The organism is Vibrio sp. S11_S32 (assembly GCF_014694465.1).
GTDB lineage: Bacteria > Pseudomonadota > Gammaproteobacteria > Enterobacterales > Vibrionaceae > Vibrio > Vibrio algicola.
Map to the genome: position 1 here is coordinate 1 of NZ_JAAUWS010000056.1, position 13,148 is coordinate 13,148.

The 13,148-nt window shown below is 41.4% G+C and carries 14 protein-coding genes; 10 read left to right on the plus strand and 4 right to left on the minus strand.

From position 1 onward, the window contains the following. Positions 1-106 precede the first annotated feature (106 nt). The gene (locus HC723_RS14935; protein ID WP_190339642.1) at positions 107-700 is read left to right on the plus strand and encodes a TraU family protein; all 594 of its coding nucleotides are present in this window, start codon (positions 107-109) and stop codon (positions 698-700) included. A gap of 66 nt (positions 701-766) precedes the next feature. Here HC723_RS14935 and HC723_RS14940 read toward each other — a convergent pair whose 3' ends face one another. After that, complete coding sequence (locus tag HC723_RS14940) at positions 767-1,252, minus strand: helix-turn-helix domain-containing protein (RefSeq protein WP_190339643.1); 486 nt, start codon at positions 1,250-1,252, stop codon at positions 767-769. A gap of 171 nt (positions 1,253-1,423) precedes the next feature. Here HC723_RS14940 and HC723_RS14945 point away from each other — a divergent pair, with 171 nt between their 5' ends. Continuing rightward, positions 1,424-2,800 carry a hypothetical protein gene (locus HC723_RS14945; RefSeq protein WP_190339644.1) on the plus strand — a complete coding sequence of 459 codons (1,377 nt, stop codon included), beginning with the start codon at positions 1,424-1,426 and terminating at the stop codon, positions 2,798-2,800. A 13-nt stretch (positions 2,801-2,813) separates the two neighbouring features. Then, positions 2,814-4,472: a conjugal transfer protein TraG N-terminal domain-containing protein gene (locus tag HC723_RS14950; protein WP_190339645.1), complete on the plus strand. Its 1,659-nt coding sequence runs from the start codon at positions 2,814-2,816 to the stop codon at positions 4,470-4,472. Positions 4,473-4,723: 251 nt separating this feature from the next. Here the strand turns inward: HC723_RS14950 and HC723_RS14955 are convergent, their stop codons facing one another. From HC723_RS14955 to HC723_RS14970, 3 genes are all read right to left on the minus strand, one after another. Beyond that, complete coding sequence (locus tag HC723_RS14955) at positions 4,724-4,945, minus strand: hypothetical protein (protein WP_190339646.1); 222 nt, start codon at positions 4,943-4,945, stop codon at positions 4,724-4,726. A 946-nt stretch (positions 4,946-5,891) separates the two neighbouring features. Further along, positions 5,892-6,056 (minus strand): hypothetical protein, encoded by a 165-nt coding sequence (locus tag HC723_RS14965; RefSeq protein ID WP_190339648.1) that lies wholly within the window; start codon positions 6,054-6,056, stop codon positions 5,892-5,894. A 46-nt stretch (positions 6,057-6,102) separates the two neighbouring features. After that, positions 6,103-6,333: an AbrB/MazE/SpoVT family DNA-binding domain-containing protein gene (locus HC723_RS14970; protein WP_238925517.1), complete on the minus strand. Its 231-nt coding sequence runs from the start codon at positions 6,331-6,333 to the stop codon at positions 6,103-6,105. 336 nt (positions 6,334-6,669) lie between these two features. On the opposite strand from HC723_RS14970, the gene HC723_RS14975 reads away from it, so the two are divergent. The 7 genes from HC723_RS14975 to HC723_RS17380 all read left to right on the plus strand — a co-directional run bounded on the left by HC723_RS14975 (position 6,670) and on the right by HC723_RS17380 (position 13,044). Beyond that, entirely contained in the window at positions 6,670-7,263 is a 594-nt protein-coding gene (locus HC723_RS14975; RefSeq protein ID WP_011637411.1) for a tyrosine-type recombinase/integrase, read from the plus strand. 140 nt (positions 7,264-7,403) lie between these two features. After that, positions 7,404-8,507: a helix-turn-helix domain-containing protein gene (locus HC723_RS14980; protein ID WP_190339649.1), complete on the plus strand. Its 1,104-nt coding sequence runs from the start codon at positions 7,404-7,406 to the stop codon at positions 8,505-8,507. Then, the gene (locus tag HC723_RS14985) at positions 8,488-8,982 is read left to right on the plus strand and encodes a PIN domain-containing protein (protein WP_011637413.1); all 495 of its coding nucleotides are present in this window, start codon (positions 8,488-8,490) and stop codon (positions 8,980-8,982) included. The genes HC723_RS14980 and HC723_RS14985 overlap by 20 nt, the downstream gene beginning before the upstream one ends. Positions 8,983-9,037: 55 nt before the next feature. Then, complete coding sequence (locus tag HC723_RS14990; protein ID WP_190339650.1) at positions 9,038-10,603, plus strand: type I restriction-modification system subunit M; 1,566 nt, start codon at positions 9,038-9,040, stop codon at positions 10,601-10,603. Then, complete coding sequence (locus HC723_RS14995; RefSeq protein WP_190339651.1) at positions 10,600-11,787, plus strand: restriction endonuclease subunit S; 1,188 nt, start codon at positions 10,600-10,602, stop codon at positions 11,785-11,787. Before HC723_RS14990 ends, HC723_RS14995 begins: the two co-directional genes overlap by 4 nt. Next, on the plus strand, positions 11,788-12,537 hold the full coding sequence (locus HC723_RS17375) for a hypothetical protein (protein WP_203218784.1): 750 nt from the start codon (positions 11,788-11,790) through the stop codon (positions 12,535-12,537). 96 nt (positions 12,538-12,633) lie between these two features. Further along, positions 12,634-13,044 (plus strand): AAA family ATPase, encoded by a 411-nt coding sequence (locus HC723_RS17380; RefSeq protein ID WP_203218785.1) that lies wholly within the window; start codon positions 12,634-12,636, stop codon positions 13,042-13,044. The last annotated feature ends 104 nt before the right edge of the window (positions 13,045-13,148 follow it).

Genomic DNA, 13,148 nt, shown 5'->3' on the forward strand with positions numbered 1-13,148 from the left:
CAAAATCAGGAAATGTTATTAGGTTGTTCCATATTAAATCGCTTCACTCATCTCGGCATGCCCAATAGCTACCGAGTTGCCTGATCACGCTCAAAGACAACTAAGATTGAGTATTGCAACAAAGCCGAAAACAGTAGGGACACTTTTGGATGCAATGGACTTGGGATACTGCGGATCGACTGTTCAGCCTTTCATGACGTATTTCCATAGCGATATTGACGCCTTTGAATGGCGCTCTGGTGTTATGGAGCAAATATTCTATCCAATGAACATCTTGAGACGAATAACCAACACTTCAACTGGTAGTCAGTGGGGGACACTTTACCCGAGAACAGGATGGACAATGAATAGTTCACCATATATCGGTGCCTCTGTTGCTGCATTACGGGCAGCAACCATTGCAACCGAAAATCAGGGCGACACTCAAGGCTTACATCTTTATACCGCCATGCCAAAGAATATAAACGGGGCAAGAAAATTAGAAGATCCGAAAGTTGACCAGTCCAACGGGAAATGGCAACCAATGAACATCGGTGAGAGTTACATGCAGAAATGCTCAACGTTCCCAACGCCAAATATCAACATTGGTGTTGGTACAAACGAACCAATCAAACTCGGTAGAGCCTATTATTATACTTTGTGGCGAAAATACACTTGCTGCACCAGAGAGGGAAGTTCGTTAGTTTCAGCAATCTATTAGTAAAACCGAGCAACCATAAACAAAAAACTCCTCATAACTAGGGGAGCTTTTCATTTGAGGAGGTATTTACTTAGAGTTAAGAAGTTCTTTTATGGGGATATTGGTTTGCAAGTGAGTGTAGATAAGAAATCGAGCTGGTATGGACTCTAACTTTTGATAGAACCCTACAGCGGCCACATCAATCGCCAACTTTTCCGCTAAAGTATCAAATGACTTTGCTTCTAACATATCCATTAGGTTCGAAATAAAGACCGAGCCGGTTGGATAATCAAATCCTAATGCGTTCATTCCTGTAGGAACAGTCGCCTTATCACCATGAAACACATTCTGCTTACCTGTTATGACTGCAAAGTTACCGTTATCCAAAGCGGCCACCTTGTAATCATAAGCAATCATATTGTTAATCTGATTAGAAGCAGTTGCATTACCGGAAATATTTGAGGCAGATATAAGCGCCTTTCGGTTTCCACTAAATAGATGCGCAAGAACATCTTCCAAGGGGAACGCTTCAATGCCATCAATCTGTAAGTCTTTCTGAGATTTTATTGCCATAAAGAAGCAAACCTCCACTAAAAATAAGAAATAATACAATTAGAATAACACAAGTGTTATGCAATACAAGTATTACACATCGTGCACCACCAGCTGACATAACCGCCTAAATTCCACGTTTATCAAGATTGCTATTAATTTAAGCAAAACGAATGAATAAATGGATAGGTCATGGCTAAACATCACAAACTCACACTTTTAAGCTTGTTACTAATCAATGTAAGCGCAAGTGCCTACGCTGCTAACTCAAACAATCTCGGGTATATGATGACTCGCTCATCATCATCATCTTCAGCTGAGCGCGAAGCGCTAGAAATGCTCATTGTGAACCCAAGGGAGAACCCAACCCCAATACTCGAAGTTGACGGGTACAAACCAAGGTCAAGATGGGATGAACTGGGGAAAGCCAAGGTAGATACTTTTGGCCAATGTGGAAAGTTCGATCCCAACTTATCAGTTTTGAATTCTTTCGATGATGGCAATCTAAACGTTCTATTTAATAACGTTATTACATCAGCCGTGTCTTCTGTTCAGGGCTTTGCGGGTCAGCTAATGAAAGAAATGAATCCCGGCTTTTATGAGTTTTTAGAGAACGGAATCGACCTTGGATACAACGATTATTTGAGTGCGCTTCAGTCTTGTGAAGAAATGCAGAAGTTCATCAAAAATGCTCCTGAGAACATGATGAAGTTTACTAGCCAGCAAGAAGAAATGGCCACCTACAGCGAAAAAGGGAACGTTGACATTATCGACTTAACCCGAAGTGGATCAAGGTTGAATGGCGATTCTGGCGTAACCGGTGTTACGGGTAGTAAGTTTGGTGGCGCGGGTCAGCAACCTTTAAAAGTAGTCGCACAAACCTCACTGGCCGGATACTGCGGATTAACCGAAACCACAACAGGTGAATGCTCCGAAGTGGTAGGAACCAACGTTAGCGGTAACGGTAAGGGAACATCATCTACCTCAATCGAAAAGATTTTTACCACAAACCAAGAAGCTGAAGATTTCGCAGTGGAACTGTTAGGGGAAACTAATTACCGAACCTGTACCGGTTGTGAAACGATCAGAACCACGCCACCACAATCTATTGCTCAGCTGGTTGAGAAAGAGTCGATTGATTTGATTGAGAAGCTAACCGAACTAACGGAGGCCAACAACATTACCCAAGAAGTATTAGATGAAGTGAGCGCACCAAATTATCAAATCTCAGAATCAACTATCACTGCATTGCGAGCAGAGCAATTTGACACAAGAACCGTATTCATTGAGCGCCTAGCATTCGATGTGGCCAGTTCAAAAACAATCGACAAGATTATAGCTACCCGACAAATCTTATTAACCGGTCGCTCAAATGCAAACATCACCGGCAATGAAGCAATGATGATGGAAGTTAACAGTAAGCTGAATGCTTTAACTGAACAAATTAACAATTTCCAACAAGAGATAGCGTTACGTGAATCAATTAATAGCAACACACGATTAATCTTGAACGAAAGACGTTTCCGCTCACGAGGCACTAAAAACGAAAGTACATTATTGACCAATTAAGGGATAGAAGATCATGCTAACCAATGAACCAACCGATCTATTCTTCATTCCACTGGCAAACTTTATGTCTGGGCAAATATGGGACTTAATTCTACAAACAAAGCTCTATATTATTCCGTTCATTATAACGCTGGTGGTATTAGCGAATGAGGCGCGAGCCGCGGGTGCTGATGAGGGGACGCCAGCAATACAAGCCTTTAGAAAGTTCGAAGCTAAGGCTTGGGCTATGCTTGTTATCATTCTCTTTGCTGTGCAACCGTTCTCATTTTCTTCACCAGAAACTTATCGAGATATTAAGTATAAAAGCTACTCATGTTTAGCTGGTGGATTAGGTACGTACCTAACAGTAGATCAGTTATCACGCAACCCAACAGTACAATCTATTGAGGGCGCAAATCCGTCACTATGGAACGCGCTCATGAATATGTTCTCAACGGGTGTCACGAATGCGGCCATTCATGCAATCCCTTGTGATGTTCAAGAGGGCGAAAATAGCCTACGAGTGGCATTAATGAATGCTCAAGAGGATCTGCCTGATGGGGATGCTTATCAGACTACTTTAGAATACAACATGCAATGTTATAACCCCGCGATTAAGCGTTTAAGCGATCTATCTCAAATGTCTAACAATAGTCAGTCACAAATTAATATGTCAGACCTTTCATTTAATAGTGACGCGATTAGAACCGCGCTAAACGGAATGAATATTGATGGGTACACAAACAAGCTGACGGCAACGGTGAAGCTGCCTGAGTTTTCAGAGAAAAATTGGTATGGTTATACGGCAACCAAGGTGGACTGTACCACTCTAGGTGATAGCTTGCATACCAAGCTTGTTAACTACACAAAGGTTAGTGACAGAGCCAGTGATTATTCAGCAATCAATCGAAGATCTAATGCCACACAAGCTGAAAACGATGATAGCAATGCCAATTCTCTTTATAACAACGTTATGAGGCATGAGGGCGTGAAATTCACTACTAAATTGATGGGTGGCCTTGATGGGGCGGTAGATGGAAGCGCATCGGGATTTGGTATGACAACATTATCACCAGCGGGGGGAGCATTGGAAATAGCGTCAGCAAGTGGTGATGTACTAGACGTTGCTGGAAACATGATAAGAAACACAGTAACTACCGCATCAAACCTAATAGGCGTAGCCGTAGATTCTACAAAAGTTCTTCAGTATCAGATAACTGCACCGTTAGTTATTTCAATAGCAAAAATGCTTTTGATAATTGCATTTCCATTAATGATGTTATTAACGGGATTCAACGGAAACTTATTGCTAGTCTCAACGATTGGATACTTTGCTATTGAGTTCTCCAAGTTTACCTTTGAACTAGGGGCTTACCTAGATGAATCGTTAACGTCATTCTTATTCAACATCACATACTTAGACCTACCTGAAGGCATGCCGGTATCAATGATGAAAACAATATCCACTTCCATCAACCTGATAGGGCAAATGGCTAACTATGGACTTGTGGCGATCTGGCTTGTATTTGTTGGTTGGATGGGCGTTAAACTATTTGGTTCGATGGGTATGAGTGATTCAGCGGGTCAACAGGCGGCATCTACAGCCCGCTCTGGTGTTTCGTTAGTATCATCAGCAGGAACATCAATGGCAACTAAGGCGGGAACAAAAATTGCCTCAAACTTAATGAAATAAACCCCCAAAAAAAAGGGACACAAACAATTTGTGTCCCTTTATCTGCACCATTTAGATAGTGAAATCATAAAAAACTAATCCTCATCGAATGAATTGAACGCATAAGAACGACCATAAATCTTTTTGTTTCGCTTTTTTTGATAGTAAGACTTTCCGCCAAATGCAAACACCAGAAAGAATAAAGAAAACGGGAAGAACAATACAACCGCTATACAAAATAACAATACTTTAAAAAACTTCTTCATAATTCCTCACTTAGCTTTTTTCATTGCACGTTGCAGCTTAGCTATTTCAATCTTTTTGTACTTGAGTGGTAATGACTCTATCCACATTAGGTGCGCATCTTCACGACTAACACCATCGGGAACAACAAAAGGGTAGCTGTCAGTATAGTGCTTTCCTTTCAATTGTTTGGCAAAATAATAAGCCAAGTACAAACCGCAAGCTAAACCAATTAACAAAAACTCATTCATAATACACCTATATAAAAATACTTTTTCAATTTATATGCTAATTATAATACAAGTGTTATAATTACACAATCATTAACTATGATACACATCACAATTTTCACGTCTAAAGCATGAGTGACACTTACTAGATTTTTTAATGTTTGGTTTTTCTCCACGTCGGATCATGTTTATGTATGCGATCTCTTTTTTTACCTTTCGATAAAGCGAGGCAGAAGATTGTGACAGCCTAACAGGGTGTACATCACTCTTTGTGACCAAGAAACCTGCGTTAACTGGGTAGCCGCACTCTCTTGCTGAAATGGCGCTTGCGTACATCTGCTTATCATCAGAAGAATAATGACCTTTATATCTTGATTTATGCTCAACCAAAGTACATCTAAAAAGGGAGGTTTTAAAAATAAAGTCAGGCTTAGAACTAAGTTTATACTTATGACTTAATAGAACAGGGTGCTTGTTATCGTCAATGTAGACGAGCTTTCCCCGAAAGCCAAAATTGGTCATTGGCAAGGTAAGCTTATAAAGATGGTTAACAATGTAGAAAACCATAAACACCACAATCAGAGTAATCAGCACGAAAGTGAGTACGGGTAAGTTTAACTCCATAATACAGCCTTAAATATAATAATACTTGTATTATATTGAACAGGATTAAAGGCGATTTTGCAAGCCTTAATTATAACCGTTCAAAGGATAGTAACGATTAGGGGGGTAATCTTATTAATTCATGCGGTGGACGTAGCTCTAATTTTTAATCATTAAACAAAGACTCACCACCAATCAAAGGAATTATCCGACACAGCACTGACTCATAATCCTCTTGAGTGGTAGAGTCCAATATCTTCAACTCACGACCACTCCATTTCAGTGTATGTAGCGAGCTAGATATAATCACTGCTTGCTCCCCTGAAATGGTAATAGGAACGTTAGCAATAGAACCTCGTTCACTTTATCCGACATAACAGCCAACAAGCAATCCAGTTTGAAAGTTATAGGTTTTGTCAGATAACACAAGCACAGAATTGAGACTGCCAATATCATCGGCAAAAGTAACAACTTCACCTCTTTCGGGTGTCAGGGCTATCAGGGGCATAAAGAGGATCGCTTCAGACATTTGTTACTCCATTGAATAAATTCGAATGCACAAGATTATTTGCTTTTTACACCTTAAAACTCATCAGCGTGGGCGCTATATGAGTCAAGTCCGTTAAGTAATTCACTTTCCGTAAATGGGGATTTTTTTGCTTGCTTACGATAGGCGTAATGGTGATCTTATTACCATCAAGTCTCACATCTACCTCTGAGCCATCTTTTAAATCAAGCTGCCGAATAAATGACGAGGGGATAATGCAACCACGGCTATTTCCGATCGTTCTAATCTTTGTTTTCATCTTACTCGCCCGTTTGGTTGGTACATTGTTATAACAAATCGATTCTATTGGGTTAAAAAAGACTGTCCACAACTCATAACAAGTGTCGGCGGACAATAATTATAAATAGTATGTTACATGTAACTAAAAGTTAGATTGAAAACTTAGAAACAACAGTGTTGATGAGGTTTCTAAGCTGATTAGCTAACATGCTTCTTTGCCCAATTATTAGCTAGACCAAATACTCTACCTTCAGTTTTTGCTGCAATTTTCAATTGCATATTCATGCACCTTTAATTTATCGCTCTTCAGCTAAAATTAATAAGGCCATTTCAGTAGTCATACAGGAGATAGCGTATGTGGACGAAGAAAGGTCATTTAACTGGGCAGAAAAAGCCCTTTAAGCTTGAGGATATCTGGCGTATCCGTACCAGGCTCGAAATCGAAGGTAATATTATGGAGTTGGCTCTGCTCAACCTCGCCATCGATTGTAAATTACGTTCATGTGATTTGCTCAGAATGAAAGTTCGAGATATTTCATCGGGTGGTGTTATTCAAAATAGAGTTCTTTATCAACAGAGTAAAACGGAACGTGAGGTTCAATTTGAAATAACTTCTCGTACAGCTCAATCATTAACACAGTATTTAATGCAAAGTGGCTTATCGTCATCAAGTTATATATTCCCTAGCCCTCGTAAGAACGGGAGACCTATGAGCTATAGCTGCTATGCAACTATAATTCGCCGCTGGGCGTCACAACTTGGTTATGACTATTACCTGTATGGTACTCACTCTATGCGAAGAACAAAGGCAACCTTGATCTATGCACGAACGAAAAACATCCGAGCCGTACAGCTATTGCTTGGTCACGCCAAGTTGGATAATACAATTCGTTATTTAGGGGTAGAGATGGAAGATGCCCTTAATATATCTGAGGATATAGAGTTGTAACATTATTGTGTTAAAGCCATGCGCATGAGCAGGTGGTAGATTGGATAATGAGCAAATTAGATAGCAAATTAAGGCAGTTCGGTTTATATTAATCACAGTTTTGTCAATTTTATAAACCAAGCCATTGCTGAGAGGATACCATGTTTGCAGAGCGCCTAGAACGAGCCCGCAAGGCTGCCGGGCTATCAATGAATGCATTAGCCAGCGAAGTTGGCCTATCCGCTAACGCCATTAAAAAGTACGAACATGGCACGACTATGCCCTCTTCTTCAAATCTACTTAAGCTTGCAAAAGCGCTAGATGTGCGCAGCGAGTACTTCTTTCGGCCGAACAAGGTGAAGTTAGAGGGTGTTGAGTACCGCAAGCGTGCGAGCACACCAAAGAAAGTGTTAGACCGAATCAATGGTGACGTATTAGACCAAGCTGAACGCTGGCAGGAGCTCTTAGAGCTTTATCCGGACTCGGTAAAACCGATCCCTGAGTTTGCTCTACCTGATGAACTTCCAGAACAAATCTTTAGCTTAGAACAAGCGGAAGACTTGGCTATTCAGATGCGCCATGCTTGGGAGCTAGGGCTAAACCCTATTCACGATATGATCGATACCCTCGAAGCTAAGGGCGTGATGATTATTACCACGGATGTGGAAACAGATAAGAAGTTTGACGGTTTAGCGGGCAAGATTGGTAGCACTCCTGTAGTGGTGATCTCTACCGCCCAAAGTGGTGACCGTCAGCGCTTCACCTTGGCCCATGAACTTGGGCACTTAGTCGTGCATGGTCGTTTAGCTGAAGGGATTGATGAGGAGAAGGCTTGTAATGCCTTTGCTGGTGCATTTCTTTTACCTACCCAATCACTTATTGAACACTTGGGTGAAAAGCGCCGTCATATTGAACCGCGTGAATTACTGATGCTAAAGCACGAATACGGTATTAGCATGCTAGCGGCACTGTTTCGAGCTGGCCAATGTGGAATAATTACGCCTGCGACTCAGAAAAACCTATTTATGCTGTTTAGCAAAAATGGCTGGCGAACGGAGGAGCCAGGAAAAGCATACCCTCATGAATCGACTTATCTACATAAGCAGTTGGTATATCGTGCTTTAGGTGAAGAATACATAGGGGAGTCAAAAGCAGCAGAGTTACTTGGCATGTCTGTTTCTAGCTTTCGTAAAGAACGAAAGTTGGAGGTGCCGACTCAAGCACAGTTAGCTCAGGAGGCTAGCCGTGCAGCAGCTGCTAATTAGTGATGCCAATATCCTCATTGACATGGAAGAAGGTGGTTTACTGGAAGCAATGTTTCAGTTGCCCTATGACTTTGCAACGCCAGATATTCTTTTTGTTGAAGAACTTGAAGAAGATCATCCCCACCTTCTGGATTTAGGGTTAGCGCTAAAGGAGGTTTCTGCAGAATCAATGATGTATGCCATGCAGCTAACGGGGACCTATACCCAAGCGAGCCGAAACGATTGTTTTGCCCTTGCTTTAGCAAAGCAAGAACAGTGTCCTTTACTGACTGGTGATATGGCACTGAGAAAAGCAGCAGAAAAAGAAGCTGCCATTGTTAAAGGCACAGTTTGGCTAGTAAGCCAACTGGTGGTTCATCAGCAAATCAATACCGAACAAGCGCGAGCAGCCTATAAGCAGATGCAAGCCAATGGCAGGCGTCTACCTTGGCATATCGCAGAACAAGCTTTAGTAGAACTAGAGCAAGTAAATTAATAATTAATAGGTTGCCCTCATAAAGTGCAATTTAGAACGATCAGGAATTCTAATAATGACAAGTTTACAACAACGTGCCGAACTTCAACGCCAAATATGGGCGATTGCCAACGATGTCCGAGGCTCAGTGGATGGCTGGGATTTTAAGCAATATGTACTGGGTACGCTGTTCTACCGTTTTATCAGTGAAAACTTTGTCAACTACATCACAGGTGGTGATGAGAGCGTTAATTATGCGGACATGTCTGACGATGATGAAAACATCAAGTTTGCTAAAGAAGATGCCATTAAAACCAAAGGCTATTTTCTTTACCCTAGCCAGTTGTTCAGCAATGTGGCGGCCAATGCACACAAAAACGAAAATTTAAATACGGATTTGGCGGCTATTTTTGCTGCAATCGAAAACTCAGCCAATGGCTATGATTCAGAAAAAGACATCAAAGGCTTGTTTGCGGATTTTGATACCACCAGTAATCGTCTGGGTAATACGGTAGAGGCAAAAAACAAACGTCTAGCCGCTGTGTTAAAAGGCGTGGCAGGTTTAACCTTCGGTAATTTTGAAGACAACCAAATTGATTTATTCGGTGATGCCTACGAGTTCCTGATTTCAAACTACGCGGCAAATGCGGGCAAATCCGGTGGCGAATTTTTCACGCCTCAGCACGTCTCAAAATTGATCGCACAGCTGGCCATGCACGGCCAAACCAGTGTGAATAAAATCTATGACCCTGCGGCGGGCTCCGGTTCATTGCTCTTACAAGCTAAAAAGCACTTTGATGCACATATCATTGAAGATGGTTTTTTTGGTCAAGAGCTCAACCACACCACCTATAACTTGGCGCGTATGAATATGTTTTTGCACAACATTAACTACGACAAGTTTAATATTCAGTTGGGTGATACCTTAACCGAACCACACTTTTTAGATGACAAACCCTTTGATGCGATTGTCTCTAACCCGCCTTATTCGGTGAAATGGATTGGTAGCGACGACCCAACCCTAATCAATGATGATCGCTTTGCGCCCGCTGGCGTGCTTGCGCCTAAATCAAAAGCCGACTTTGCCTTTGTGCTGCATGCGCTTAGTTACTTATCAAGCAAAGGCCGTGCGGCGATTGTTTGCTTCCCCGGTATTTTTTACCGTGGTGGTGCAGAACAAAAAATTCGCCAATACCTAGTAGATAACAACTACGTTGAAACCGTAATTTCACTGGCACCTAACCTGTTCTTTGGCACCACCATCGCGGTAAATATCTTAGTGCTGTCTAAACACAAAACCGACACGACCACCCAGTTTATAGATGCCAGTGGCGAGGCTTACTTTAAAAAGGAAACCAATACCAACGTTATCACCAATCAGCACATCGAAGACATCATGAGAGTGTTTGCCAGCAAGGAAAACGTTGCCCACTTTGCCAAATCCGTTGATTTGGATGTTATCGCAGGCAATAGTTACAACCTATCGGTAAGTAGTTATGTGGAAGCGAAAGACAACCGCGAGCTAGTGGACATTACAGAGCTTAATGCCGACCTTAAAACTACCGTTGCTAAAATTGATGCGCTTCGCAGTGATATTGATGTCATCGTGGCGGAAATTGAAGGTGAGGAAGTTGAGGTATGAGTCAGTTGAACTATTTAGAGAAACTGCTGGATGGAGAAATCGTAGAGTGGATTGCACTTGGCGACGTAACGTTAATCAAAACAGGGCAAGCAGTAAGCAAACAAGCCATATCAACTAATCCAGGCCAATATCCTGTGATAAATAGTGGCAAGGAGCCTCTAGGATTTATCGATAAATGGAATACTGACAATGACCCTATTGGAATAACTACCCGAGGGGCCGGTGTTGGTTCAATTACATGGCAAGAAGGAAAGTATTTTAGAGGGAATTTAAATTATTCTGTAACTATCAAAGATAGTGCGAACCTTGAAGTAAGATATCTTTATCACCTCTTAAATCAAATGCAATCTGCTATTCAATCGCTGTGCACATTTGATGGCATACCTGCACTTAATGCTGGCAGTTTAAAAGGGCTGGAAATCCCCATCCCATGCCCAAACAACCCAGAAAAATCGCTGGCAATACAAGCTGAAATAGTGCGTATTCTGGACGCATTTACCGCCATGACCGCTGAGCTGACCGCTGAGCTTAACATGCGGAAAAAACAATACAACTACTACCGCGACCAGTTGTTAAGTGCTGAAAATGAAGGAGTAGAATGGAAAACATTAGAGCATATTTGTACCTCTATATCTGCTGGCGGAGATGTACCTAAAAATAGTTCTAAAGGTCAGACTGAGCCTACCGACGAATACCCATATCCAATTTATGCAAACGCTACAGGCGAAAAAGGATTATATGGTTTCACTGATGACTATAAAATTGACAGCGAAGCAGTAACCATCTCTGCGCGAGGCGCTAAAGTCGGATATCACACTGTTCGCGAAGCTAAGTTCACACCAATTATTCGTCTAATTGTTTTAATAGCCAACAAAGATATAATCAGTACAAGATATTTAAACTATGTTTTAGATATGACTCCCATTGGTGGTACTGAGGCTGGGATCCCGCAACTTACAGTTCCAATGGTCAAAAAGCTCACAGTTCCAATTCCTTTTCCAAATGACCCAAAAAAATCACTTATTGAGCAGGCTCGAATAGTTTCTATTTTGGATAAGTTCGACACCTTAACCACTTCGATCCAAGAAGGTCTCCCCCGCGAAATCGAGTTACGTCAAAAGCAATACGAATACTACCGCGACTTACTGTTGAACTTCCCCAAACCTATGGAGGAAACAGCGTAAATGAGCGGTCAAATGTACAACCTGATCATGGCAAGCGTGCCTAGCTTTTACTCGGGCGATCAAGGGGAATTCACGATTCCGAAAGACAGGTTTCTTGAATACACGGAAGCCTCTATCAAAGGGCAATTTCAATCATTAGATCAGGGTGCAATAAATAAGCTCAAGAATCTGCCAACCATGTTTGCGGTCGAGAATGAAGTCGCTGATACAAGAATTGGGAAAATTACCGATATTAAAGTTAATTATAATAATTTACGCATTAAATATAGATTTGACAAAGACTACTATCCATTAACCAGACGGCTTCTAAAGGAGAAACAACAAAAATTAGATATCGATGATTTTGAGTTTCACCGGGGGCATTGGGCCGTTAAGAAATGTGATATTTCTGAATTTTATGGTGAGTATTTAAAATCGCTTGCAGGGATTGCCCATAAATTAAAGAATACTGATAAAAAGGTGCAGTTGATCTATGCCTTTAACGGCACAGGTAAAACGCGTTTGTCGCGTGAATTTAAAGAGATCATCGCGCCGAAAGACGATGGGCAAGATGCGCTTATTGATGCAGAGCAAGCGCCTCTGTCGCGCCACAAGATTTTATATTACAACGCGTTTACGGAAGACTTGTTTTACTGGGATAACGACTTAGATGCTGATGCAGAGCCGAAGCTAAAAATCCAACCCAATACGTTTACCGATTGGATTTTGCAAGACCAAGGACAAGACATGAACGTGATCAGCACGTTCTAGCGCTATGCAAACGATAAACTAACGCCACGCTTTAATCCGCAATACACGGCTAAAGACAAAGACGGAAAAGACGTTACCGTCAAAGCCTTTTCTGAGGTGACGTTTTCACATCAAGGTGGAGATGATGAGCCGGAGAGAAAAATTAAAATATCAAAGGGTGAAGAAAGTAACTTTATTTGGAGTATTTTTTATTCATTGCTCGAACAAGTGATTAGCATCTTAAATGTACCTGAAGATGCTGGCCGAGAAACTGACCAGTTTAACCAATTACAATATGTGTTTATTGATGATCCGGTTAGTTCGTTAGATGACAACCATCTAATAGAGTTGGCTGTTGATTTAGCTCGTTTAATTAAGTCGAGTGATTTCGCCATTTCTGGCCTTAAGTTCATCATCACCACTCATAATCCGCTTTTTTATAATGTTTTGCATAACGAGTTTAATCGAGCACCCAAGTTCGTTTTGCGCAAGCTCGATGATGGTAGGCTTTGTTGCATCGCTCGATAAACAATCAATTAGGCAATACTGTCAGGGTCGGTTATTATTTTAATCGACCTTTCATATCAGAATAATTAACAAATGCCTTACAAATACAACCAAACTAAACAGCA

Coding starts and splice junctions, on each gene's coding strand:
- HC723_RS14940 (WP_190339643.1), bottom strand. CDS start 1,252: ATGGCAATAAAATCTCAGAAAGACTTACAGATTGATGGCATTGAAGCG.
- HC723_RS14945 (WP_190339644.1), top strand. CDS start 1,424: ATGGCTAAACATCACAAACTCACACTTTTAAGCTTGTTACTAATCAAT.
- HC723_RS14950 (WP_190339645.1), top strand. CDS start 2,814: ATGCTAACCAATGAACCAACCGATCTATTCTTCATTCCACTGGCAAAC.
- HC723_RS14955 (WP_190339646.1), bottom strand. CDS start 4,945: ATGAATGAGTTTTTGTTAATTGGTTTAGCTTGCGGTTTGTACTTGGCT.
- HC723_RS14965 (WP_190339648.1), bottom strand. CDS start 6,056: ATGTCTGAAGCGATCCTCTTTATGCCCCTGATAGCCCTGACACCCGAA.
- HC723_RS14970 (WP_238925517.1), bottom strand. CDS start 6,333: ATGAAAACAAAGATTAGAACGATCGGAAATAGCCGTGGTTGCATTATC.
- HC723_RS14975 (WP_011637411.1), top strand. CDS start 6,670: ATGTGGACGAAGAAAGGTCATTTAACTGGGCAGAAAAAGCCCTTTAAG.
- HC723_RS14980 (WP_190339649.1), top strand. CDS start 7,404: ATGTTTGCAGAGCGCCTAGAACGAGCCCGCAAGGCTGCCGGGCTATCA.
- HC723_RS14990 (WP_190339650.1), top strand. CDS start 9,038: ATGACAAGTTTACAACAACGTGCCGAACTTCAACGCCAAATATGGGCG.
- HC723_RS14995 (WP_190339651.1), top strand. CDS start 10,600: ATGAGTCAGTTGAACTATTTAGAGAAACTGCTGGATGGAGAAATCGTA.
- HC723_RS17375 (WP_203218784.1), top strand. CDS start 11,788: ATGAGCGGTCAAATGTACAACCTGATCATGGCAAGCGTGCCTAGCTTT.